Source organism: Blautia sp. St.27G3 (assembly GCF_059728505.1).
In genome coordinates, this window is record NZ_BAAGFO010000002.1 from 701,007 (window position 1) to 725,414 (window position 24,408).

At 44.2% G+C, this 24,408-nt stretch carries 19 protein-coding genes; 2 read left to right on the forward strand and 17 right to left on the reverse strand.

The annotated features are described in order from the left end of the window. Nucleotides 1–109 precede the first annotated feature (109 nt). Nucleotides 110–973: a phosphoribosylaminoimidazolesuccinocarboxamide synthase gene (locus AC6I2O_RS12850; protein ID WP_120391864.1), complete on the forward strand. Its 864-nt coding sequence runs from the start codon at nucleotides 110–112 to the stop codon at nucleotides 971–973. Nucleotides 974–1,070: 97 nt separating this feature from the next. Here the strand turns inward: AC6I2O_RS12850 and AC6I2O_RS12855 are convergent, their stop codons facing one another. The 7 genes from AC6I2O_RS12855 to AC6I2O_RS12885 all read right to left on the reverse strand — a co-directional run bounded on the left by AC6I2O_RS12855 (nucleotide 1,071) and on the right by AC6I2O_RS12885 (nucleotide 7,709). Continuing rightward, on the reverse strand, nucleotides 1,071–1,277 hold the full coding sequence (locus tag AC6I2O_RS12855) for a hypothetical protein (protein WP_147412269.1): 207 nt from the start codon (nucleotides 1,275–1,277) through the stop codon (nucleotides 1,071–1,073). Between the two features lie 235 nt (nucleotides 1,278–1,512). After that, complete coding sequence (locus tag AC6I2O_RS12860; protein WP_497742844.1) at nucleotides 1,513–2,499, reverse strand: CPBP family intramembrane glutamic endopeptidase; 987 nt, start codon at nucleotides 2,497–2,499, stop codon at nucleotides 1,513–1,515. 109 nt (nucleotides 2,500–2,608) lie between these two features. Continuing rightward, nucleotides 2,609–3,520 (reverse strand): dihydroorotate dehydrogenase, encoded by a 912-nt coding sequence (locus AC6I2O_RS12865; RefSeq protein WP_120391867.1) that lies wholly within the window; start codon nucleotides 3,518–3,520, stop codon nucleotides 2,609–2,611. A 54-nt stretch (nucleotides 3,521–3,574) separates the two neighbouring features. Then, entirely contained in the window at nucleotides 3,575–4,354 is a 780-nt protein-coding gene (locus AC6I2O_RS12870; RefSeq protein ID WP_120391868.1) for a dihydroorotate dehydrogenase electron transfer subunit, read from the reverse strand. 51 nt (nucleotides 4,355–4,405) lie between these two features. After that, nucleotides 4,406–5,332 (reverse strand): orotidine-5'-phosphate decarboxylase, encoded by a 927-nt coding sequence (pyrF, locus tag AC6I2O_RS12875; protein ID WP_497742845.1) that lies wholly within the window; start codon nucleotides 5,330–5,332, stop codon nucleotides 4,406–4,408. Between the two features lie 60 nt (nucleotides 5,333–5,392). Further along, nucleotides 5,393–6,199: a glycosyltransferase family 2 protein gene (locus tag AC6I2O_RS12880; protein ID WP_120391870.1), complete on the reverse strand. Its 807-nt coding sequence runs from the start codon at nucleotides 6,197–6,199 to the stop codon at nucleotides 5,393–5,395. Continuing rightward, on the reverse strand, nucleotides 6,189–7,709 hold the full coding sequence (locus tag AC6I2O_RS12885) for an exopolysaccharide biosynthesis polyprenyl glycosylphosphotransferase (RefSeq protein WP_120391871.1): 1,521 nt from the start codon (nucleotides 7,707–7,709) through the stop codon (nucleotides 6,189–6,191). Before AC6I2O_RS12885 ends, AC6I2O_RS12880 begins: the two co-directional genes overlap by 11 nt. A 247-nt stretch (nucleotides 7,710–7,956) precedes the next feature. Here AC6I2O_RS12885 and AC6I2O_RS12890 point away from each other — a divergent pair, with 247 nt between their 5' ends. Then, nucleotides 7,957–9,714 (forward strand): L,D-transpeptidase family protein, encoded by a 1,758-nt coding sequence (locus AC6I2O_RS12890; protein WP_120391872.1) that lies wholly within the window; start codon nucleotides 7,957–7,959, stop codon nucleotides 9,712–9,714. A 202-nt stretch (nucleotides 9,715–9,916) separates the two neighbouring features. Here the strand turns inward: AC6I2O_RS12890 and AC6I2O_RS12895 are convergent, their stop codons facing one another. The 10 genes from AC6I2O_RS12895 to AC6I2O_RS12940 form a co-directional block, all read right to left on the reverse strand. Then, complete coding sequence (locus AC6I2O_RS12895; protein ID WP_120391873.1) at nucleotides 9,917–10,174, reverse strand: HPr family phosphocarrier protein; 258 nt, start codon at nucleotides 10,172–10,174, stop codon at nucleotides 9,917–9,919. A 1-nt stretch (nucleotide 10,175) separates the two neighbouring features. Further along, nucleotides 10,176–11,483, reverse strand: a complete 1,308-nt coding sequence (locus AC6I2O_RS12900) for a CdaR family protein (protein WP_497742847.1) — start codon at nucleotides 11,481–11,483, stop codon at nucleotides 10,176–10,178. Further along, complete coding sequence (gene cdaA, locus AC6I2O_RS12905; RefSeq protein WP_497742848.1) at nucleotides 11,473–12,351, reverse strand: diadenylate cyclase CdaA; 879 nt, start codon at nucleotides 12,349–12,351, stop codon at nucleotides 11,473–11,475. Before cdaA ends, AC6I2O_RS12900 begins: the two co-directional genes overlap by 11 nt. Before the next feature lie 67 nt (nucleotides 12,352–12,418). Next, a complete protein-coding gene (locus AC6I2O_RS12910) occupies nucleotides 12,419–13,225 on the reverse strand; it encodes a ComF family protein (RefSeq protein WP_497742849.1) in 807 nt (268 codons plus the stop codon). Nucleotides 13,226–13,332: 107 nt separating this feature from the next. Further along, nucleotides 13,333–15,564, reverse strand: a complete 2,232-nt coding sequence (gene recD2 / locus AC6I2O_RS12915) for an SF1B family DNA helicase RecD2 (RefSeq protein ID WP_120391877.1) — start codon at nucleotides 15,562–15,564, stop codon at nucleotides 13,333–13,335. Between the two features lie 112 nt (nucleotides 15,565–15,676). Beyond that, nucleotides 15,677–16,678: a rod shape-determining protein gene (locus AC6I2O_RS12920; protein ID WP_120391878.1), complete on the reverse strand. Its 1,002-nt coding sequence runs from the start codon at nucleotides 16,676–16,678 to the stop codon at nucleotides 15,677–15,679. A gap of 420 nt (nucleotides 16,679–17,098) precedes the next feature. Next, nucleotides 17,099–19,993: an excinuclease ABC subunit UvrA gene (uvrA, locus tag AC6I2O_RS12925; RefSeq protein WP_497742850.1), complete on the reverse strand. Its 2,895-nt coding sequence runs from the start codon at nucleotides 19,991–19,993 to the stop codon at nucleotides 17,099–17,101. A 21-nt stretch (nucleotides 19,994–20,014) separates the two neighbouring features. Further along, a complete protein-coding gene (gene uvrB / locus AC6I2O_RS12930) occupies nucleotides 20,015–22,000 on the reverse strand; it encodes an excinuclease ABC subunit UvrB (protein ID WP_497742851.1) in 1,986 nt (661 codons plus the stop codon). Between the two features lie 210 nt (nucleotides 22,001–22,210). Next, nucleotides 22,211–23,242, reverse strand: coding sequence for a PDDEXK nuclease domain-containing protein (locus AC6I2O_RS12935; RefSeq protein ID WP_497742853.1), 1,032 nt, complete (start codon nucleotides 23,240–23,242; stop codon nucleotides 22,211–22,213). A 103-nt stretch (nucleotides 23,243–23,345) separates the two neighbouring features. Continuing rightward, entirely contained in the window at nucleotides 23,346–24,407 is a 1,062-nt protein-coding gene (locus tag AC6I2O_RS12940; RefSeq protein ID WP_120391880.1) for a hypothetical protein, read from the reverse strand. Nucleotide 24,408 lies beyond the last annotated feature (1 nt).

A 24,408-nucleotide genomic window follows, 5' to 3' on the forward strand; every position in this document is an offset into this window, starting at 1 on the left:
CGCCTAAAATTCAAAATAGTGTTGATTTTTGCTCCGAAATCTGTTTATCTATTATAGTAAAACGAAATGATATTGAAAACCAATCATATTTTAGAGCGAGGTACACAACATGAAGCCTATCAAAGAAGGAAAAGTCCGCGAGATTTATGACAACGGCAACAGTCTGATTATGGTGGCAACGGACCGTATCAGCTGTTTTGACGTTATCCTGAAAAATGCAGTAACTAAAAAGGGAACAGTTCTGACACAGATGTCCCGGTTCTGGTTTGATCTGACAAAGGATATTCTTCCAAATCATATGATTTCCACAGATGTAAACGATATGCCGGAATTTTTCCGTACAGCGGAATTTGATGGCAACAGTATGATGTGCAGGAAGCTGAACATGCTTCCGATCGAATGCATCGTCCGTGGTTATATCACCGGAAGCGGCTGGGCCAGCTACCAGAAAGACGGCACCGTATGCGGCATCAAATTACCGGAAGGGTTAAAAGAGTCTGATAAGCTGCCAGAGCCAATCTATACACCGTCCACAAAGGCTGAAATCGGCGACCACGACGAAAATATCTCTTATGAACAGAGTATCGCCCATCTTGAAAAATATTTTCCGGGCAAAGGCGAGGAGTACGCTGCAAAGCTTCGCGACTGTACCATCGCTCTCTATAAAAAATGCGCGGACTATGCAAGAAGCCGCGGCATCATCATTGCAGATACAAAATTTGAATTCGGTCTCGATGAAGACGGAAACATCGTAATCGGCGACGAAATGCTGACGCCGGACAGTTCCCGTTTCTGGCCTGCAGATGAGTACGAGCCGGGGCACGGCCAGCCCTCCTTTGACAAACAGTTCGCCCGCGACTGGCTCAAAGCCAATCCGGACAATGATTGGACGCTCCCGGATGATATCGTTGAAAAGACGATTGGGAAATATCTCCAGGCATATGAAATGCTGACCGGAGAGAAGCTCGTATAATTAAAATAAAAATATAAAAAGAACAGAAAATTCTTCTTAAAAATTGCCGCACAACAGATCTGAACCATTCAGAATCCTTGTTGTGCGGCAGTTTTTTCTACTCTTCTGTATAAACGATTTCCGACTCTTCTTTTAACTGCGCGAGGCGTTCCTCCATCCTCGCGTTCGCCTTCTCTGCATAAATCTCACTTCGAAGCGCCTCGGCCAGATCCTCTGAAAGCTCCACCACGCCCTCAGGAACGTCCTTCAAATAAGATTGATGTGCCAGACGCTCTGAAACATATTGAAATTCCGAAACTGACACTTCAGCCTCTTGTAGAAAATGCGCTGAACCACGGCTACGACGGCATAAACGTACTCTGCATCCTTTCTGTCACAGGAAAAATCCGCAATGAGCAGCTGATTCTTGAAATTTGTGATAATGGCACCGGATTTTCTGATGAAATTCTGCAGAACCTCCGCCAGCAAATCAATGATATTAATTCCGGCAAAGGTTCCATAGAAATTTCTCAAGGATGTAACCGGCTCTGAAATCCCTCCTATATTTTTTCAATCCCCATCATGCTCACAATAATGCTTGCAAAGAAAAACAGCAGGAACCATACAGAGGTAATTGTATATAGATAATATTTTTTATTTTCTAAGCAAAGTCCGACTTTTTCCTTCACCTGTTTTCGCTCTTTTATCAAAACGAAAACGGCAAGCATGAAAAATACTAGTATAATTCCCCATAAGATACAGGCCTGCATGGACTGTGGTAATTCTTTTATCATCTGAGTCAGCACCTGGCTAAACAAACAGTTATTTATAATATGCAAGAAGATAGACCATCTTATGGAATAATTCATCGCCACATAGCCTAAAACCAAACCTGCAAACATCGCGAACACAGATTGAACCGGCTTCTGATGCATTATCCCAAAGAAAACGGAAGATACCACAATAGCGAAAGATCTCCCGTATTTTTCCAAGCTGCGCATTACAAATCCTCGATAAATCAATTCTTCGACAATCGGCCCTATCAGGCTGACATAAAAGAACATCATTATGGTCAGGCCGGCAGAAGATGCTATCATTTTTCCGCCTGCTGCCGTATATCCAAATTGATTTAATCCTAACTCTAGCACGATATACAACAGATTGTTCGGCAGCTGGATTCCCATAAAAATAATTGCGCACTTAAAAAACGAATGCACATTCATTGGCTGACATTTCCCAAAAAGCTGTGCAAAAGACACCTTTTTTCTCATAAACAACCAAACAGTCAAAACGCCCAGCAAGCTAAACAACAGATATTCCATACCACTTTTGGCTACTGTTTCCCAGAATTCATTATCTTCTATCACTTTATCCAAAAACTGCGTGGCATCTGAAATATCGGATTTCATCATTGCAGCAATCAGACGTACAACTATGCTGACAGTGAAAACCACCATCATAATAAGTGAATTTACAATGCCCGTAACAGAAATTCTGTTTATGTCTGATTTTAGCTGTTTTTTAAGAGCTTCATTTTCAGTATACATTTCTCTCAACCTCAGAATTTCAATCTGTCGCTTTGTTAATCAGCCCCGTGTTTTTCTTCAGGCCTTTTCATGACTGTTACCTGTCATATAGGTTTGCTTTTGAAATTTGCTATTCCTGAACAGCCCCGATCAGATCTCTGATGCATGACACCTTCTGCTGTCTCATATATTCTTCCATCCCGTCAATGATCTCAATCGTCGCCATCGGATTCCGGAAATTTGCCGTTCCGACTGCCACAGCCGTTGCCCCGGCTAGTATAAATTCCAGCGCATCCTCAGCTGTCTCAATGCCGCCCATGCCAATAATCGGAACAGACACCGCCTGTGCTGTCTGATAGACCATACGCACAGCAATCGGATGTACCGCCGGTCCTGATACGCCGCCTGTTTTATTTGCAATCGCAAAGCTTCTGCGATTTACATCAATTTTCATTCCGGTCAGCGTATTAATCATGGAAATCGCATCTGCGCCTCCTGCCTCTGCCGCGCGCGCAATCTCCGTAATATCCGTTACATTCGGGCTCAACTTCATGATCACCGGCTGCTTTGCATGACGCTTTATTTCTTTTGTAATTTCCTCTACAGCCTTGGGGTCCTGACCGAACGAAATCCCTCCGCATTTTACGTTGGGACAGGAAATATTGATCTCCAGCATGTCAGTACGAGCTTCATCTGCCAGCCTTTCCACTACCTCACAGTATTCCTCTGTCGTATGTCCGCAGACATTCACGATCACTTTCGTATCATACTGCTCCAGAAACGGCAGGTCTCTCTGACAAAACGTATCTATCCCCGGATTTTGCAGACCGATTGCATTCATCATTCCACCGCGAATTTCTGCAATCCGCGGTGTCTGATTGCCCGGCCACGGCACATTTGCCACACCCTTTGTCACCACCGCGCCAAGTCTCGAAAGGTCCACAAAATCACTGTATTCCATTCCGGACCCAAAAGTCCCGGAAGCCGTCATCACCGGATTTTTTAATTCTACACCGGCTATGTTTACTCTCATATCTCCCATACATTCTCTCCTGTTCCCTGTCTCCTTACGGCATCTTCCCGCAAATTATCGTATCTAAAGCTCAATGTCTTCTGCTCGGAACACAGGGCCCTCTTTACAAATACGTTTGTTATGCACCTTCGAATGCGCGTCAACCTCTTTGGAACCGCAGACGCAAGCCAGACATGCGCCAATCCCACAGGCCATTTTTTCTTCCATGGACACCCAACACTCAATCTCATTTTTCTCTGCATATGCTTTGATCGCACGAAGCATCGGTGCTGGTCCACAGGCAAAAATCACATCTGCATGAAGTCCATGTTCCCTGATACAGTCAAGTACGTTTCCCTTTGTTCCGGCGCTGCCGTCCTCCGTTGCCACATAAAACATGCCGTGGGCTTTCAGTTCATCGGTTAAAAACAATTCATCCCGATAGCCTGCTACCACCTGCACCTCACCTTCAAGCTCCTTTGCAAGCTGAACCATCGGCGGAATCCCGATTCCTCCTCCGATCAGAAATGCCTTTTTTCCCTGTTTACACCGCTCCAACGGAAATCCGTTTCCAAGCGGCCCCAGCACGTCAAGACAATCCCCTGCCTTGCACTGGCTGAATTCTTCCGTCCCTTTGCCCGCTACGCGGTATACAATGCGAAGCCTGCCTTTCTCTTTATCTGTTTCACAAATACTGATCGGACGCGGAAGAATCCGCCCGGAATCATTGCTGTAAACAGAAATAAACTGCCCCGGCACAGCATATGCTGCAATCTTTTCTGTCTGAATCCACATGCTGAAAATCTGTGCTGCGATCTGCTCCTGAGAGAGTACGACTGCCTGTTCTCTGAATTTTTCTGCCATTCTATGCTCCTGCCTCCGCGGGCATTGTAAGCCCGTCTTTCGTATCTGTTTTTACCTGTTCTGCAATGCGTGGTTGATATCTTCAATCATATCAATCACAGCCTGGCGGCTTGCCTGTGCAAAATGCTCTGCTCCAAATTTTGCATATTTTTCCTGTTTGTAAGCTGCAATAATTCCTCGTGAAGAATTCACAATAGCACCCAGTCCGTCCTCATTAAAATAGTGTACCAGGTCTGCTGCCTTTCCTCCCTGTGCACCGTATCCCGGCACAAGAATAAAGGACTTCGGCATCACCTTACGCAGTACCTTGCCCATTTCCGGATAGGTTGCGCCTACAACAGCGCCAACATAACTGTAATCCTCTCCCATACAGGATTCTGCCCACTCAGCTACCTTTTCGCCCACCAACTCATACAGGGGCTTTCCGTCCACTAACCGGTCCTGAAACTCTCCGCCCGACGGATTTGAAGTTTTTACCAGAATAAACAATCCCTTTTTCTCTTTCTGGCACACTTCGAGAAATGGTTTAATTCCGTCCGTTCCAAGATATGGATTTACCGTCGCAAAATCTTCCCCAAACGGCGTCAGAACCTGGCTTCCAACCTGCACATTCCCAAGATGTGCCGCTGCATAGGCGGCTGAAGTAGAGCCGATGTCACCGCGCTTCACATCGCCGATCACAACAAGCCCTTTCTCTTTACAGTAATCAACGGTCTTTTTAAATGCCTGAAGCCCAGGTATGCCAAACTGTTCATACATCGCAATCTGCGGCTTTACAGCCGGAATCAAATCACAAGTTTCATCTACAATCGCCTTGTTAAACTGCCAGATCGCTTCCGCCGCCCCTTCCAGCGTCTCTCCATACTCTGCAAACGCTTCTTTTACAATCGGTTCTGGCACAAAACCCATCATTGGATCTAGGCCTACCACAATCGGTGCATTCGTTTTTTTCATGTTTTCAATTAATTTCTGTATCATAACTGTCCTCCGTTTTGTTTCTAATCGAATTTTCTGTTGTATTGTTATTATTGCTTTATTTTATGTTTTACATCTTTTTCTTTTATTCAATGTACCCTGTACATACGCTCTCCCATATTTCCACAGACCGTTTACCGCATAGGTGCAGAACAAAATGGCAGCGCCAATAACTGAAAAACCTGCATACCGGTACGCCCGGTACGTCATCTCTGCGGATTTCAACTTATTGCCCGATTTTCCGTCTGACGTCAGCCGATATTTCAAAAGGGGCTCATTTATCGCTGCTGCCCACCTGTATTTTTTTAAAATCCCAAGCCATGCAATGTAATCCTCATGGCTGTCCTCGTGTTGCATCGGAAACTCCCGCGCCACATCGGTTCTTACTAAAACAGAAGAACAGTTAATGCAGTTGTGCAACAAAAGCATCCGGTACGTGATATGCTCTGAAACCCCGATTACGCGCCCGGTTCCTTTTCCTTCCGGCGTTATCAGCTCTCTCCCCGTCGCACACAGTACCACCTGCCCGTCCTTCATCCTGGCAAGCTGCTTTGTCAGCTTGTCCTTTTCCCACCAGTCATCTGCGTCCAAAAATGCAACATATACGCCGCGTGCCAGGGAAACACCACGATTCCTTGTCGCCGCTGCTCCAAGGTTTTTCTCGTTTTTCAGATAACGAATCCTTGGTTCCCTGCGATACGTTTCCATAATTGCATCCAGATCATCTGGCGAACAGTCATTCAGAACAAGAACCTCCAATGCCACATCCTGTATCAGCGCAGAATCAATCGCATGACAGATCGTCTCTGCACAACCATACGCAGGAATAATTACAGATACAAGTACGTCATCCTGCTCCTTATTTCCCATAAGCTGACCTCTTTTGTTTCTTCCTATTCACAGATTTTTTCTGATCTGTCTCCTGTTTTTTAATACAGACAGGGGGTTCTTCTTCGTTCCCCGACTTTTCTTTCTCGAAAACGGCATCCCCGGCTTCTGTCTGCACAGTCGTATTCACAGAAGCCGCGGTTTTCTGCCACTGCTCTACACCCTCGGTATTTTCTTTCTGAAACAGAATTTTTACCGTTGTCGCAATGAGCTGCAAATCAAGAACAAAGGAATAATTTTCTATATAGGTCAAATCCAGCTTCAGCTTATCATACGGGGTCGTGTTATATTTGCCGTATACCTGTGCATAACCGGTCAGTCCTGCTTTTACCTTCAGGCGATAAGAAAACTCCGGAATTTCTTTTGCATATTCCGCCGCAATCTCGGGACGCTCCGGCCTTGGCCCGACAAGCGACATATCTCCTTTTATAATGTTCAGAAACTGAGGCAGCTCATCAAAATGTATGTTGCGCAATACTTTTCCTACCGGAGTCACCCGGCTGTCACCCTTCATGGCCAACCTTGCTCCCTGCTTTTCTGAATCCACACGCATACTGCGGAACTTGTAAACCATAAATATCTTTCCGTCCTTGGTCAACCGCTCCTGCTTGTAAAATACTGGGCCACCATCATACGCTTTGATCAAAACCGCGATCAGCAAAAAGACCGGTGACAGAACTGCAAACATGAAAGTAGAACAAATCACATCAAAAATGCGTTTGATCACCTGCTTTTCCACCGTCAGTCCGCAATTTCGGAATAACAGAAGCGGTGTATCAAACATGTGAATTTTCTCCGAACTCATAATCATAATATCGGATATTTTGGGCTGACAGTAACAGCGCTTATTATTCTCAAAACAGTATTTCAAAAAGACATTCCGATCATGTGAAGGAATATCTCCAATCACAATGGCCTGATATTTTAAAATTTCTTCTTTGATCCGCTCCACGCCTTCCTGCAGGCAAATCGTTCCGGAAATAAGATACTTGTCTTTACGGCTCTCCATTTTTTTAATCAGCGCCTTTGGACTGAATTTTCCATAAATGAGGAGCACCTCATGCGGCGGATAGATCCAGGAATAGATTACGCGCATAAAAAATACCCACAGAATCACTGCCGCCAGATTAAACGCCGTTACGCGCAGCATTGGCTCCACATACTGCAAAAAACGCCAGCGCCCGATCAATGCGAGCTGAAGATATGCCACGATATTCACCAGAAGCACTGAAAAAATCTGTGACAACAAAACATCCAGCACCCGCTGATACCCGACTTTAAAAGCTGAAAAAAGCTTGGAAATCAAAATCACCATCAGCGCGTAAAGAACAATCAATGCCCAGTGCCCCCAATAACCGTATCTTCTTCCGATAATCTCTTTTACATGATATTCATGAAACCATGCATATGCGAACGCGCCTGCCTGAATCGCCACAATCGAAACAGACGCCAGGAACATAATCAACCGTTTATAACGTTCTCTTCTTCTCACTCTGCTCCACTCCTCTTTGGTTTCAATTATTATAGAACACTTCTTAAAAAATAACAACTACAAAGGGGGTTTTTATCTGAAAGAAAGAGTGCAGAAAAATTATACTATTTGTTTAGAAAAATCTTAAGATTTTTTCTCCTTTCCCTTGCTTGCATTCTTCCCCCTCACTGGCTATAATGAGAAAAAGAAATATCTGTCAGGGGTAGAAATTTGTGGTTCTGCCCTTCAGCAATAAGGGGAGGAAATTATGCGACTTAAGAAAATGATTTCAGCGTTCTGTCTCGCAGTGGGGCTTACTCTGGCTGTTCCCGCAATATCCGCAACATTGGGTATGCCGGATACACTGTCGACCGTATCTGCAGCAGAGGGTTGGAATACAGATGAGAACGGTACCTATTATATGCAGGGTGATTCACGTCTGCTCGGCTTTCAGGACAACATCGGGGGGGCCTCATACTACTTTGACCAAAACGGGTACCGCGTTGATGGACCGGTTCAGATGGGCTCCAGCGTCTATCTCTTCCATCCGGAAAACGGAAAACTCTGTACCGGTTTATCCGGACTGAAACAGATCGGCTCAGACACCAGTACACTCTACTATTTTACAAGTGGAAGAGACGGTCGTATTTCTACAAAGAAATGGATTAAGACCAAAAGTAAGTACTATTACGCAAATGAAAAAGGAGAGATAAAGCTCGGAACAATCAAAGTTGGCAAAAAACTTTACCATATTACCCGTTCCGGTCGCCTTACTTCATACAAACGTTCATCTTACGACCAGAAATACTACTATGCCACCTCAAAAGGTGTTCTGAAGACAGGCCTTCAAAAAATAAAGAATAAAAATTATTATTTCAACACAAAGACCGGTGCCCGACAGACTGGAAAGGTCAAGATCGGTAAATACACGTACTATTTCAGCACCAAAGACGGGGCATCGAGAACCGGCTGGATCAAAGGAAACGGCAAATATTACTACTACAGTTCCAGCGGACGAAAGTCGACCGGTTTCAAGACAATCAATAAAAAGAGATATTATCTGGATCCGGAGAACGATGGCGCAAGAGTACAAAGTAGTTGGAAAAAAATCGGTAAGTATTACTACTATTTTAACAGCAAAGGAGTCATTCAGACCGGATTATTCAAAGTTGACAACAAACTGTACTATGCCAACTCAAAGGGTATCCGCAAAACAGGATGGCAGACCATATCCGGACGCAAATACTACATGGATAAAAAGACCGGAGCCGCCAAGACAGGATGGTTCACCTACAGCGGTAAAAAGTATTACCTCAATCCGGTGAAATCCTCTTCCACCTATGGAGCTGCTAAAACCGATTTCGTTAAGATTTCAGGCAAATGGTACTATTTCAATGAAAACGGCACCATGCGGACCGGTTGGCTTACCCACAAAGCAAAGTTCTACTATTTTGACAAGAGTACTGGCCAAATGTACACTGGTGTTCATGTGATTGATGGTAACAAATACGATTTTGGAACCAGTGGTGCATATAGCAAACCACTCAGTGGTGCATGGCGAGTTGAAGTGAACCGTAAGAAATGTTTTGTAGTCGTATACCGTGGTGACACACCGCTTAGAGCTTTTGTATGTTCCACTGCACGCGACCGTGTCAGTACACCAACAGGTACATTCCAAATTCTTGATAAACTACGTTGGCATACGTTAAACGGCCCTACGTATGGACAATTTTGTTCCCATATTACCAGTGATATTTTGTTCCATTCTGTACCTTCCGTCGTAAATGCCCGTCCTTATGACAACCATACGTTGAATGCTTCTGCCTACAACAAATTAGGGACTCCGGCATCAGCAGGATGTATCCGTTTAACTGTTGGTCATGCAAAATGGTTGTATGACAATGTTCCGGTAGGCAGTAAGGTAGTCATCAGCGACAGCATCGTTGCACCGAAAGATGTAAAAATCGAAACAGTGAAACCGATTCCGCTTACTCAGAATTATGACCCGACGGATCCATACGCATAAAATATAAACCTAAAAATTAATCAAAAAATATTTAAAAGAAAACACTACGAAAAAATGTCTGTTCTGAAAATCACAGGACAGACATTTTTTATTGAAAACCTAAAATAAAAAATGTCAGGATGTATGATTTTTAATCATCACCCCAACATTTGTTTTAGATCTCCTCTATTTAAGGTAAATAAGGAAACTTCTGCTGCTTTGGTCAGACCGCTGTCTCAATAAATGCCGCGATATGCTCAGCAGCCTCCTGCTCATCGACACCAGCGCACACCAGAACAATCTCATCCTCCTGCTGCACACAGGCACTCAAAATACTGAGCAGGCTCTTTGCATTAAACTCTTTGTCACGAAACCGAAATATAATCCTGGACTCGAATTTCTGTGCCTTTTTACACAGTTCTCCGGCTGGTCGCATATGCAGCCCAGCGAGGCTTTTTACTGTCATCTTTCTCTCTATCAAGCTATTTTCCCGCCTCTTTGTTATTGGTGTCGACTGGCTGCTCGGCTGCAGTTACTACCAGCTTCACATCAGAAACCAGCTCATAGCCTTCCGGCAATTCGATCTCCACCGGAATCTCATACGTATCTGGAACTGAACAGACTCCCAAATCAATTTTTGCTTTAATATCGCTTACTTTAATCGTACCTGAACCGTTTGTTCCATGAACCACGACTGTAAGCACATCTGCCGGTGAAAACGACAAATTCACATTCTCCGGACGATTTCTTACCTCAAGACTGGACAGAGGCAACATCAATGTCTGCTCTCCTGACTTCTCAATTTTAACAGATACAGTCACAGTAGGATCAGAATCTTTGACAAGCCGGATTCCTTCCATCTCTGACAGCGTTTCTGTCAGATCAAAATCCTGTGTAAATCCTTCTGTTGCTCCTTCTACAGAAATAACTTCTTTTAATGTAAGCTTTCCTCCGAGCGCCTCCAACGCTTCCTCCGTACCAACCAAATTTACCTCAGCCGGTATAGTTGCCAGCCCTGTATAACGATAACCAGTCGCAGACGTTCCCGTTACCGGCACCACCAGCGGTACACCGTTCATCACACGCCACAGCACAACGTCAACCATAATCGTATTTTCTGAGAGCAATACCCCATCAGCATCCTTAATCTGCAAACGGCTCATCTGCGTTGACGTAAAGGCCTCTCCATTTTTATCTATAATCTTGAGTTTCGATGCAAGCCTCTGATCTGCATTAATTCGGTTTACTTTAATCTCTGCCACCACCTGGTTAATCCGGTTCAACATACTCTCCGGCCCTGCAATCAGCACAGTTTTCCCCTGCACGACTTCTGTTTTACCAACCTCATAGCCTTTTTCCGGATCGCCTGAAACAGAAACGTTCACCACAAACTCACTCTGCTTTCTCTGTTCCAGTTTCACTTTCATAGACGGCGGCGAAACTTCTATATCATCCCATGAGACCGCAGGATTGCTGCAGATCACCGTAAGTGGAACGGAATCCATCTCATTCAGATTTTCCATATCAGCAAGCACCGTAAAATCATCGCGAGTCAGGCTGTTCAGTATCCGGCGTCGTTCCGTTACTTTCAATATGACAGTTTCATCAGAGATAATATCAAAAGCCTTGTCGATCTCCGTCACACTGTCTTCATTCATTAACTGAATCCCTACCTGAAACAGCCTGGACTTCGTCGGGTTGTCAATATTCATAACAAGAAGCCAGATTAAAAATGCCACAACCAGAGACAAAAGTTTAAGACTCAGGTTGCCGGTCCATTTATGCTTCATTTTTATTCCAACCTTTCCAGAATTTGAATTTCTTTTGACCCACTGACTTATTCTGCAAAATGACAAGCTGCTCCTTCAAAACCTCAGAAGGTACGCCGCGCATCAGTTCTCCCTTATAGGCAATGGAGATTTTACCGGTCTCTTCTGATACGATCACAGTCAGCGAATCTGTCACCTCACTAATACCAACCCCCGCTCTATGCCTTGTACCTAGCTCTTTGCTCAGCATCATATTGTCAGAAAGCGGCAGATAACAGGTCGCAGAAGTAATGCGGTTGCCCTTGATAATTACTGCTCCGTCATGCAATGGCGTATTATGCTCAAAAATATTAATCAGAAGCTGGCTCGTAACAACAGAGTCCAGGGTAATACCGGTCCGCTCATACTCATCCAGGCGGATATCCTGTTCAATCACAATCAGCGCTCCCGTCTTTACCTTGCTCATCTCAGACGATGCCTTGACGATTTCATTCAACGTCTTGTCACTGAAGCGTTCTGAAACCTCTCTGTCTGAATCAATAAGCGGAAACAGAGAAGAAACAATCCTCTTTTCTCCGATCTGTTCCAGTGCCCGGCGCAGTTCAGGCTGAAAAATAACAAGCGCAGCTATAATCGCAACATCAATCGCGGAACTTACGATAAACTTCAGCGTGTCCATCCGTAAAATATACACAAGAGACACACAACAGACTAAAACTACCATTCCTTTTAAGAGTGTCCACGCTTTGGTATTTTTAATCCACAGAAGAACATTGTATACAAGCAAAGCCAAAATGAGTATTTCCAGTATGTTCGTAAGCGTCAGATCTTCAATCGGGTCAAGAAACAATTTCATGTATGTATTCACCCATACCTTTATTGAGCTCATTCTGCCTTCTCCCTTCTTCACGTTATTTGAAGTTTATTATATCACATCTTTTCTTCCGTGCATACTGTCATTTTCCTTTTCCGATGCATAAAACAACAAAAAAAATCTGCTTTACCCCTGCTCGTTTCAAAACATCCGCAATCTCATCCAGCGTACTCCCTGTCGTGTAAACATCATCCACAAGCAAAACGCGGGCAAATTGTTTCTGGCATTCTTCCGATACAGCAAAACACCCTTTCAGATTTTTCCTGCGATCTTTACGGCTCAGCATTTTTTGTTCGGAATGCATCCGCGTACAACGCAAAACATTCTTCTCTGCACGAATTCCGGTAAGACGACTGATTTCTTCCGCCAAAAGCTCTGCCTGGTTATAACCTCTGCAGCGTTTTTTCCTTCGGTGCATCGGAACCGGTATCAGTATCTCCGGTCTCCATACAGAAAGAACTGTCTGCAATACGCCCGTCATTTCCTTCGCATAAAAAGACAGATAGTCTCTTCTGTTCTGTCTTTTCATCCGGTACACGGATCGCCGCAGACTGCCTGTATAAGTAAACGCTGCAATTCCTCTGTCAAAGATATGCGCATATTTCCTGCAATCGTCGCAATATTCCTTCTCATTGGAAACAACCGGCTTTCCACACTTCATACAGACAGGTCCCAGAATTCTCGGCAGCCTTGCATCGCACTGCGGACAGCATCCATCCTCCAGCCTGCCAAGAAGCGCGTCACAGCAGACACATCTCGGCGGATATAAAAGCTTCTGAATGATCCGCAGTACTTGATTTACCCCAGTAAACATCTGCAATATCGTTTTGTTTTGAAGTATTTTCTGATATTTCTTGTTTTTCCCCTCAGAAATTCTGATCTTTTTCAAATATTTTCCCTGGTCTCTCCCCAAAATTCAAGATTCCAGCTATCATCCCGTCTGTTACCCGCATCATGATCCGGGCGCTTTTTCTTTTGTCCCTCATATGATTTCTATTATTCTTCAGCCTGTGTATCCGCCAGTTCCCGAATCCGCTCATCCAACGTTGTAAAGCGCTTCTGCTCCACCGTATTGTCAATCATCTGATCAAACGTCAGCACATCTCCCACGACTGTCACACATTTTCTGGCTCTTGTCACAGCTGTGTACAGAAGATTACGATTCATTAACATCCGTGGTCCACTGAGCAGCGGAATCACAACGGCCGGATACTCGCTTCCCTGGGACTTGTGAATGGTTACCGCATACGCCAGGTCCAGTTCTTCCAGTCCGGCATACGGATATTCCACCATGCGCTGTTCATCAAATTCGACCGTGATACGTTCTGTGTGTAAATTAATTTCCCGTATCACTCCCAGGTCTCCGTTAAATACGCCTACCCCTTTCTCAATCGGAATCCCATAGCGCCCGCGGACTTCCCACTCGATCTGATAATTATTTTTGATCTGCATGACCTTATCGCCCTCGCGGAAAATCTGCCCTCCCTGTTCATGCTCTCTTTTATTGCGATCCGGCGGATTCAGATACTCCTGTAAAATCCGATTCAGGCGTTCTACGCCCAAAAGGCCCTTTCGCATCGGCGTAAGCACCTGGATATCATACGCTGTCGCATCAACATAACGGGGCATTTTATCTCTCACAAGCTGGATGACAATACTGATAATAACATTTGCATCGCTTCTTTTTAAAAAGAAAAAATCCCGGCTTTTATTATCCAGAGAAACATGCTCTCCACGATTGATTTTATGTGCGTTAACGACAATATCACTCTCCGATGCCTGCCGAAAAATTCGTGTCAGCCGCACAACCGGCACCTTTCCTGACTCAATGATATCCTTCAGGACACTGCCTGGTCCGACAGATGGAAGCTGATTCCGGTCTCCTACCATAATAAGACGTGTCCCGACCGTTATGGCATCCAGCAGCGCATGCATCAGATAAATATCCACCATCGACATCTCATCTACAATAATCACATCTGCATCGAGTGGATTCTGCGCATTTCTCTCAAAACCGCCTCCGGCTGTACTTCCTTCCTGAATCCCTGAAATTTCCAGGAGTCGGTGAATTGTTTTTGCTTCATAGCCGGTTGCCTCTGCCATCCGCTTTGCAGCGCGCCCTGTCGGAGCGGCAAGTAAAATTTGCAGTCCTTCTGACTCAAAATAGGATATCAGCGTATTAATTGTCGTAGTTTTTCCGGTACCTGGCCCTCCTGTGATAACAAGCAGACCACAACGCACAGAGGCAATTACTGCTTCTTTTTGTTTTTCATCCAGATAAGTACCCGTCTCCGCTTCAATTGCTGCAATCTTATGCAGAATTACAGTCTCATTGACTTCACCGGTAATATTCAAATCGCAAAGCATACGCGCTGTGCTCATTTCCATAAAATAGGAAGATGCGCTGTAAACCCGTTCCTGATTCTCCTCCTGTTTCACCACAATCCTGCGTTCCACTGCCAGGTCCATCAGATATTGATCAATGTCTTGCAGCGGTACACCCAGCAGCTCTGCGGCTCTGTAGGAAAGCTGCTCTTTCGGCAAAAAGACATGCCCTTCTCCGCCCGCCTGCTGCAATACATAAAAAATTGCACATTTTACCCGGTACTCCGAATCTGCCTGAATCCCTGCGCGCATTGCAATCTCATCTGCAATCCGAAAGCCGACACCGCCAATATCATCTGCAAGCTGATATGGATTTTCCTGAATCACGCGGTAGATCTCCGCTCCGTATTTTTCGTATATTTTTACAGCAAGCGATGTGGTGATGCCAAGCTGTTGTAAGAAAATCATTGCTTTGCGCATATCGCGCTTTTCATACACCTGCTCCGCAATCTCTCGGGCTTTACGGTCACTGATTCCCTTGATCTCAGCAAGCCGCTCCGGCTCTTCCTCTATAATCCGAAACGTATCGCCGCCAAAATGGCGTACAATTCTGGCTGCCAAAGCCGCTCCGACTCCCTTAATCGCTCCTGAACCGAGATAGCGCTCCGCGGATTCCTCATCCTCCGGAGTCTGTATACTATAAGACTCAATTTTGAACTGCTCTCCGTAAGATGGATGAGCAATATACTGCCCGGTAAGCGCAACCTTTTCCCCTTCCCCAATATAAGAAAGTGTTCCGGTACAGGTCACCTCTCCATCCTGCGTCACTAAAACCATTACCGTATAGCCATTGTCACTGTTACGGAAAATGATGTGGTCTATGTATCCCTCTAACCTTTCCATACTCCTCCATCTGTCTCCCGGCGAATCTTCATCGTTTTCCCTTCTGTTCCAAGCCATGCCATAACCGGAAAGGGACGCTGCCGCCCTGGCCTCGTCCCTCTATGGGTCTGATTTACTTTTCCATCATCCTGCTATTTCCCGCCATAAGCTCCACAAACTGGCCTGTCCCAACTGCCACCACAGTCATCGGATCTTCCGCTGTCATCGTATTAATCCCTGTGCGTGCCTCGATCAGTTCCTCCAAACCGCTCAGCAATGCGCCTCCTCCGGTCAGTACAATTCCACGATCGACCACATCGGCGGCTAACTCCGGAGGCGTCTTCTCAAGAACACTGTGTACGGCATCCACAATCTGGCTCGTCACCTCTTTCAAAGCATCCCTTGTATCCTCTGAGGTAACTCGTATTGTTTTCGGAAGTCCTGTCACAATATCACGCCCTTTTACTTCCATCACCTTCGGTTCTGGCTTTTCAAACGCAGTTCCAATTGTAATCTTGATTTCTTCTGCTGTCTGCTCTCCAATCATCAGACCGTATTTCTTCCGTACATATCTTACGATGGCGTCGTCGAAGTCGTCCCCGGCCACCTTGATCGAAGTACTTACCACAATTCCATCAAGGGAAATCACTGCCACATCGCACGTTCCTCCGCCAATATCTACAATCATATTTCCGCAGGGGCGTGAAATGTCAATTCCGGAGCCAATGGCAGCGGCGATTGGTTCTTCTATAATATGAACCTCACGCGCACCGGCCTGATACGTCGCATCCTCAACAGCCTTTTTCTCCACTTCTGTCACACTGCTCGGAACACAAATGCTGACCCTTGGCTTTCGGAATGACATTTTGCCGATTGCTTTCTGAATAAAATACTTCAGCATCTGTTCTGTAACGGTATAATCCGAAATAACACCTTTTCGCATAGGGCGAACCGCAACAATATTCCCCGGCGTTCTGCCAAGCATCAACCGTGCTTCTTCACCAATCGCTTTGATTTTATTCGTATCTCTGTCATATGCAACGACAGACGGTTCCTTCAATACAACGCCTTTTCCCCTGACATAAACTAAAATACTGGCTGTGCCAAGATCAATTCCAACATCCGTAGCTGCCATTTTTATACCCCTTTCACAATTCGGTTCAACCTCTGACTTCAGGCTTTTTCTGCCCGTAAAGCCACCTTTGTATAGTATAATATAAAATCCCTTAAAATGGAAATAACTTTTTTATTGTTTTAGAATTGCAAGGATTTCTTAATTTTCTTTCCTGTTTTTTTAGAAAGTAGACATATTTTGAACACATTTATCTTTTATAGTATAAACATATTAGCAAACAGCTAATATATTTCATAACTCACACCTGGCAGCCCCCACACGCTGCCAGGTACTCCCTCAAACATTGATCTGTATGAGAGAGTTTCATAATACTTATGAAGATTTTCTCTTACAGGCAAAACATTTTCAACCCAAATTTTTCTCTTTCCTGAAAAAGTCTGACTTTGGTCAGACTTTTTCTTTGTGTGCAGAGAGCAAAACCTAATGCTTTTCACTCTCTGCTGCCGCATTGTCTGTGAGATACTTTGCCACATACTTGCCTGTATATGACACCGGACATTTCACGATCTCCTCCGGTGTTCCTTCTGCGATCACAGTGCCGCCCCGATCACCGCCTTCCGGCCCGATATCAATGATATAGTCAGCTGTCTTGATCACATCCAGATTGTGTTCAATTACAATTACTGTATTTCCACCCTCTGTCAACCTGTGCAGAATTTCCACCAGTTTATGGACATCGGCAAAATGCAGACCAGTTGTCGGTTCATCAAGAATATAAATCGTTTTGCCGGTACTTCTCCGGCTCAGCTCTGTTGCAAGCTTGATTCGCTGTGCCTCACCGCCCGAAAGCTCCGTAGATGGCTGCCCCAGTCTGATATAAGACAGCCCCACATCATTCAGGGTTTCGATTTTACGATGAATGGAGGGCAAATGTTCAAAAAACTTCAGCGCTTCCTCTACCGTCATATCAAGAATATCATAAATACTCTTTCCCTTGTATTTCACCTCAAGCGTCTCTCTGTTGTATCGTTTCCCGTGACAGACCTCACATGGTACGTACACATCCGGCAAAAAATGCATTTCGATCTTCAGAATTCCATCGCCTCCGCACGCTTCACACCTTCCGCCTTTTACATTGAAGCTGAAACGGCCTTTTTTGTAGCCACGCGCTTTCGCATCTGCAGTTGCCGCAAACAGATCTCTGATCTGATCAAAAACTCCGGTGTAAGTCGCCGGATTAGAACGAGGTGTTCGGCCAATCGGAGACTGATCAATGCTGATTACTTTATCCAGTTGTTCCGTACCCAAAAGAGCCGTATGCTTTCCCGGAACAGTCCGTGCACGGTTCAGATCGCGAGCCAGACGCTTGTACAGAATTTCGTTAACCAGAGAACTTTTTCCGGAACCGGAAACTCCTGTCACACATGTCATTACGCCCAGTGGGAATTTGACATTAATCTTTTTGAGATTATTCTCCTGTGCTCCGCGCACCTCAAGCCAGCCGCTTGGCTGCTTTCTGGTAGAAGGAACAGGGATGGATTTCCGGCCGCTTAAATATGCTCCTGTCACAGATTCCTCGCACGTCATAATATCCTGTGCCGTGCCTGCTGCAATTACCTGACCTCCATGTTCTCCGGCTCCTGGCCCGATATCTACAATATAATCCGCCGCATACATCGTGTCCTCATCGTGTTCCACTACAATCAGAGTATTTCCAAGATCTTTCAGATTATTCAATGTAGCCAGCAATTTATCATTATCCCTCTGGTGAAGTCCGATACTAGGCTCGTCCAGAATATACGCTACCCCTACCAGCCCTGAACCAATCTGTGTCGCCAGACGGATACGCTGCGCCTCACCGCCTGATAACGTACCTGTAGCTCTCGCAAGACTCAGATATTCCAGACCAACGTTTACCAGAAATCGGATTCTTGCCCGGATTTCCTTCAGGATCTGATGGCCGATCAGCCCCTGCTGCTGCGTCAGCTCCATATGCTCCATAAATTCCTGCAAGTTCCCGACCGACATGGATGTAAGATCAGAAATATTTTTATTGCACACAGTCACAGCCAAAGCAGACTTTTTCAGCCTTTGGCCGCCACATGCTTTACATGGAGTAATCTGCATAAAGCTCTCATATTCCTGCTTCATCGTATCAGAACCAGTCTCCCGGTAACGGCGCTCAACATTTTTGATCAGGCCCTCAAAAGCAACATCATAAACACCTTCTCCCCTCTGCCCTTTATAATGTACCTTGACTTCCCGTCCATTCGTCCCTAAAAGCAGGACATCCTGAATTTCCTGCGGATACTGTTCAAATGGCGTGCTGAGGTCAAAATGGTACGTCTCCGCAAGCGCGTCAAGAATCGCCCGCGTAAAGCTGCCCTTATCCGCACAGGACTGCCAGCCAGTCACCACAATTGCACCATCCAGAATACTGAGACTCCGGTCCGGAATCATCAGTTCAACGTCAAACTCCATTTTGTAGCCAAGCCCGAAACAATCCGGACATGCCCCAAACGGATTATTAAAAGAAAAACTTCTGGGCTCAATTTCATCCACGCTGATTCCGCAGTCCGGACAGGAAAAACTCTGACTAAAGCTCAAAACCCCCTGATCCTGTACTTCTACAAAAGCCAGTCCATTGGCCAGCTGCATGACATTTTCCAGCGAATCGGTCAGTCTTTTTTCAATCCCTTCTTTTACAACAAGACGGTCCACTACGATTTCGATGTTATGCTTCAGATTTTTTTCCAGCTTGATCTCCTCGCTGAGTTCGTACATATTTCCGTCAATGCGGACACGCACGTAGCCGCTCTTTCTGGCCTGTTCTAGGAGCTTTACGTGTTCGCCTTTGCGTCCCCGCACCACCGGAGCTAAAAGCTGGATTTTCGTCCGTTCCGGAAGCTCCATAATCTGATCCACCATCTGATCGACACTCTGCTTTTTGATCTCTTTACCACATTTCGGGCAATGCGGAATCCCGATCCTGGCATACAGCAGACGAAAATAATCATAAATCTCTGTCACCGTTCCAACGGTAGAACGCGGATTTCGATTCGTGGACTTCTGATCAATAGAAATCGCCGGAGGCAACCCCTCAATACTCTCTACATCCGGTTTTTCCATCTGCCCGAGGAACTGACGCGCATAGGAAGAAAGCGATTCCATATACCGCCGCTGTCCCTCAGCATAAATCGTGTCAAACGCAAGCGAAGATTTCCCGGAACCAGAAAGCCCTGTCAATACAACAAACTTGTTTCTTGGAATATCCAGACTGATATTTTTCAGATTGTGTTCATTTGCACCACGAATCCGGATATACTGCTTTTTATCTCCCGCCACTGTTTTTTTCTCTGTATTCATTCTGTCCATAGCTACCTCTATTGTAAAATTTTATGTCTCTTCTTTCAGATATTTTTTCAATTCAATCATCCGGTCACGGAGCTCGGCTGCTGTCTCGAAGTCAAGCTCGGCTGCTGCTTTTTTCATCTGCTTCTGTACATCCGCAATCAGCTTTTCAAGCTCTTTCCGGCTCATAGATTCCGGATCTTTTTCCAGCTTCTTCTCTTCTTTGGCAATTGCCTTGGAGATACTAATCAGATCCCGCACTGCCTTCTTAATCGTCTGCGGCGTAATTCCATGCTCCTTATTATATGCCTCCTGAATTTCCCGACGGCGCTGCGTCTCAGACATTGCAACCTGCATCGACTCTGTGATCGTATCTGCGTACATAATTACATGCCCCTGTGCATTTCGCGCCGCACGTCCGATCGTCTGGATCATCGAAACTGCAGAACGAAGAAATCCTTCTTTATCCGCATCAAGAATCGCGACCAGAGAAATCTCAGGAATATCGAGTCCTTCTCTCAGAAGATTGATACCCACCAAAACATCGAACACATCCAGACGCATATCCCGGATAATTTCCGTCCGTTCCAGTGTATCAATGTCAGAATGCAAATAGCGGACACGAATCCCCACTTCTCTCATATAGTCTGTGAGATCCTCCGCCATCCGTTTCGTCAGTGTCGTCACAAGCACTTTATTTCCGGCCGCTGTCTCTTTATTAATCTCACCGATCAGGTCGTCAATCTGCCCCTCTACCGGCCGCACTTCCACATTCGGATCTAAAAGTCCGGTCGGCCTGATGATCTGTTCTGCCCGAAGCAGCTCATGCGCGTCCTCATATTCTCCCGGGGTGGCAGAGACAAACAGAATCTGATCCAGCTTGTCCTCAAACTCCGTAAAATTCAGCGGTCTATTGTCTTTTGCAGACGGCAGACGGAATCCATAATCTACAAGTGTCGTTTTTCGCGACTGATCGCCTGCATACATCGCCCGCACCTGCGGAATCGTCTTATGCGACTCATCAACAATTAACAAAAAGTCGTCGCCAAAATAGTCAATCAGCGTATGTGGTGTCGCCCCCGCCGGAAGCCCTGCCAGATGTCTTGAATAGTTCTCAATCCCGGAGCAAAAACCAGTCTCCCGCAACATTTCGATATCATAATTCGTCCGCTCCGCAATTCTCTGTGCTTCGAGCAACTTATCCTCGCTTTTAAAATAAGAAACACGCCCTTCCAGTTCTTCCTCAATCGCTTTTGCTGCTGCCAGAATCTTCTCCATAGGCACTACATAATGAGACGCCGGAAATACTGCGATAAACTCCAGACTGCGCCGTATCACTCCTGTCAGCACATCAATCTCTGTAATCCGGTCGATTTCGTCTCCAAAAAATTCGACCCGATAGGCGTAGTCGTCTGAATTGGCCGGAAAAATTTCGAGTACATCGCCGTGTGCCCGAAATGTACCACGATGAAAGTCCATCTCATTGCGGTCATACTGAATATCAACAAGCGCCCGCATTACCTCGTCCCGGTCCTTCTCCTGTCCTCTGCGCAGATAAACAACGAGCTCCTTGTAATCAGACGGGCTACCGATTCCGTAAATGCACGACACACTTGATACAATAATCACATCCCTCCGCTCTACAAGCGACGCCGTGGCTGACAGGCGCAGCTTGTCAATCTCGTCATTGATCGAAGAATCCTTCGCAATATACGTATCTGACGAGGGAACATAAGCCTCCGGCTGGTAATAGTCGTAATAGGACACAAAATACTCCACTGCGTTCTCAGGGAACATCTCCTTAAATTCTCCGTATAGCTGCGCCGCCAATGTCTTATTGTGGGCGAGCACAAGGGTCGGTTTCTGCAATTGCTGAATGACATTTGCCATGGTAAATGTCTTACCGGAACCTGTAACTCCCAGTAAAGTCTGGAATTGATTACCCTCCTTGAAGCCTTTGACCAGCTCTGCGATTGCCTGCGGCTGGTCGCCTGTAGGCTTGTAGGGGGCTTGTAATTTGAACTCTGGCATAGGAAAATCCTTTCTTTCGCGATATTGTTATGACTACTATAAGCCACATAATTCGTGCAATTTCAATAAAAATGTGTGTAACTTTCCATTGTAAGGTTGATCTATAGGCAAACTTTTGTGATTACACGAATGCAAGTCACAAATTTGTAGTCATAACCATTTGCAAAGTAGTTTGTTACATATCCTGTATTATGAGCTTAACAATAGCTTTTACCTATCACCATCATAAATCAGTTGGTTTCTTTCCAACTCTCTCTGTAATTCTTCTACTGTCGGTAAAACTGTCATATATTTTGAAGCAAATATTTGTTGACTCTCATGTAACACAGAATATTTTACAATTGTTTCATCCTTATCCGTGCAAAAAATAATACCTATTGTTGGATTATCATCTTCTCTTCTTTTTAGATCATCAAACATCCTGACATACATATCCATTTGCCCTATATCCTGATGTGTCAGCTTTTTTGTTTTTAAATCAATAACTACGAAACATTTCAGAATATAATTATAGAAAACCAAATCTATATAGAAATCCGTTGTTTCAGTACATATTCTCATCTGTCTACCTACAAAAGAAAATCCTTTTCCCATTTCCAGCAGGAATTTCTGAAGATTATTTATAATTGCTGTTTCCAGATCACTTTCCAATTGACTGGTATTTTGAGTAACTCCCATAAATTCTAGCACAAACGGATCTTTCACAAATTCTAATACTTTATTTTCTTTATCCGGCAACTGTGTAGAAAGAATTCTTTTATAATATCCACTTTTGATATTGCGTTCCAAGACTCTTACAGACCAATTTTCAGTCATAACTTCATTTAAATAAAAATTTCTTTCCTCTTCATCGGAAATACGCATTATACTTCTTAAATGAGACCACGGAATTTTACCAGCCATTGAAAACCCATATGAATCCTCTGGAAATACCAAATAAAACTGACGGCAGTTTCTCAAATTTGCCATTGAAAAGCCTGTTCCAAACTCATCTGATAACTGTTCTGATAAATTTTTTATCAAATAGGAACCGTATTTTGTCTTCGTCTCTCCATATTGTTCCTGCTCAACAATTCGTCGTCCCACATTCCAATAAGCATATGTCATGATACTACTCGCGCTATTATATGCTTCTTCCCTTGCCCGTTGTAATATGAAACGCACATCTTCATAGAATTGTTGTTCCTTTGTTATTAGAATTTCCGCAGATTCTCGCTTTAATAATTCATTCTTTTTCTCCATCTTGCCTCCGCAGATTCGCTACACGCGTGTAGCGAATTACTCTATAGTTTCATTAGGATATAATTATCCTACTATACATATTTTTTTCATATATCTAGAACCATTATAAACTTTCTATCTCGACACCTATCTGAATCAGAATATCCTTTGTCAGTTTTGATAACGGCCTATTATGCATATATTCTTCATTATCAGAATACGAATATAAGGTTTCCACAATCTGCTTTTCATTAACGAAAATTCCTGCAAAATTTTTTAATAAAATGTCTTTATGCGTTTCAGAGTAAATATATCTTTTGCGTATCATCTCTTTTACATATTCCTTAGAATGATTATATTTCTTTTCCAAATGAAATGTTTCCTTGGAATTTTTCATTCTTTCACTCAATTTTTTCTCACCATTGCTATGCAGCTTGATTTTAAAATTGTCTGAAATCCCTTGCCAGACCGTAGAATCAAATCTTTTTTCTTCTATATCTTCAATAGGCTCCTCGTATACAATATCTCTCGTATCATTACTATCATAAACTTCTATAGAAAAATGATATTCATCATTTTCATTGTCGTAAAATGGATAAAATGTTCTTTTTGTTGAATCAGACTTTTCATGATTACATACCTTACAACTTGGAACAAGGTTGAAAAAAGAAAGCACCAGTGCTGGGATTTCCTCTTTTGAATAATAATGATCCAAATCACCTTTAAAATATGCCTTCCTTTGTCCGTTCTCTTTACGAGTAACATAATTCTCTACAAAATTACGGTTGCAATATGGACATACTTCCACCCCCATAATCTGGACAATTTTTACTAATTTCATACTTTTGCGATAACTATCATAATTCTTCAGCAAAAAATATTCTGTATTTTTCAGCACCTTCTTCTTGTATTTAGAAATTACATATGCTTCATCAGATAAATCATCGAAAATGTATTTTATGATTTTATCTCTCCATATATTATTTTTAATTGCAGATAAATTTGTATGATATTCACTTTTCCACTCGCTGAACTCTTTATTGGACGTAAATATCATTTGTCGGAAAACAATATCATCTTCCAAAATATCCATCAGCTCTTTGATTCTGTCTTGCCTAAAAAACCAACTACTCCAAAGCTGTTTTATCTCATTTATCTTTTTATCGTCAATTCTAATCCCAATCATG

Coding starts and splice junctions, on each gene's coding strand:
- AC6I2O_RS12850 (WP_120391864.1), top strand. CDS start 110: ATGAAGCCTATCAAAGAAGGAAAAGTCCGCGAGATTTATGACAACGGC.
- AC6I2O_RS12860 (WP_497742844.1), bottom strand. CDS start 2,499: ATGTATACTGAAAATGAAGCTCTTAAAAAACAGCTAAAATCAGACATA.
- AC6I2O_RS12865 (WP_120391867.1), bottom strand. CDS start 3,520: ATGGGAGATATGAGAGTAAACATAGCCGGTGTAGAATTAAAAAATCCG.
- AC6I2O_RS12870 (WP_120391868.1), bottom strand. CDS start 4,354: ATGGCAGAAAAATTCAGAGAACAGGCAGTCGTACTCTCTCAGGAGCAG.
- pyrF (WP_497742845.1), bottom strand. CDS start 5,332: ATGATACAGAAATTAATTGAAAACATGAAAAAAACGAATGCACCGATT.
- AC6I2O_RS12880 (WP_120391870.1), bottom strand. CDS start 6,199: ATGGGAAATAAGGAGCAGGATGACGTACTTGTATCTGTAATTATTCCT.
- AC6I2O_RS12890 (WP_120391872.1), top strand. CDS start 7,957: ATGCGACTTAAGAAAATGATTTCAGCGTTCTGTCTCGCAGTGGGGCTT.
- AC6I2O_RS12900 (WP_497742847.1), bottom strand. CDS start 11,483: ATGAAGCATAAATGGACCGGCAACCTGAGTCTTAAACTTTTGTCTCTG.
- cdaA (WP_497742848.1), bottom strand. CDS start 12,351: ATGAGCTCAATAAAGGTATGGGTGAATACATACATGAAATTGTTTCTT.
- recD2 (WP_120391877.1), bottom strand. CDS start 15,564: ATGGAAAGGTTAGAGGGATACATAGACCACATCATTTTCCGTAACAGT.
- AC6I2O_RS12920 (WP_120391878.1), bottom strand. CDS start 16,678: ATGGCAGCTACGGATGTTGGAATTGATCTTGGCACAGCCAGTATTTTA.
- uvrA (WP_497742850.1), bottom strand. CDS start 19,993: ATGGACAGAATGAATACAGAGAAAAAAACAGTGGCGGGAGATAAAAAG.
- uvrB (WP_497742851.1), bottom strand. CDS start 22,000: ATGCCAGAGTTCAAATTACAAGCCCCCTACAAGCCTACAGGCGACCAG.
- AC6I2O_RS12935 (WP_497742853.1), bottom strand. CDS start 23,242: ATGGAGAAAAAGAATGAATTATTAAAGCGAGAATCTGCGGAAATTCTA.
- AC6I2O_RS12940 (WP_120391880.1), bottom strand. CDS start 24,407: ATGATTGGGATTAGAATTGACGATAAAAAGATAAATGAGATAAAACAG.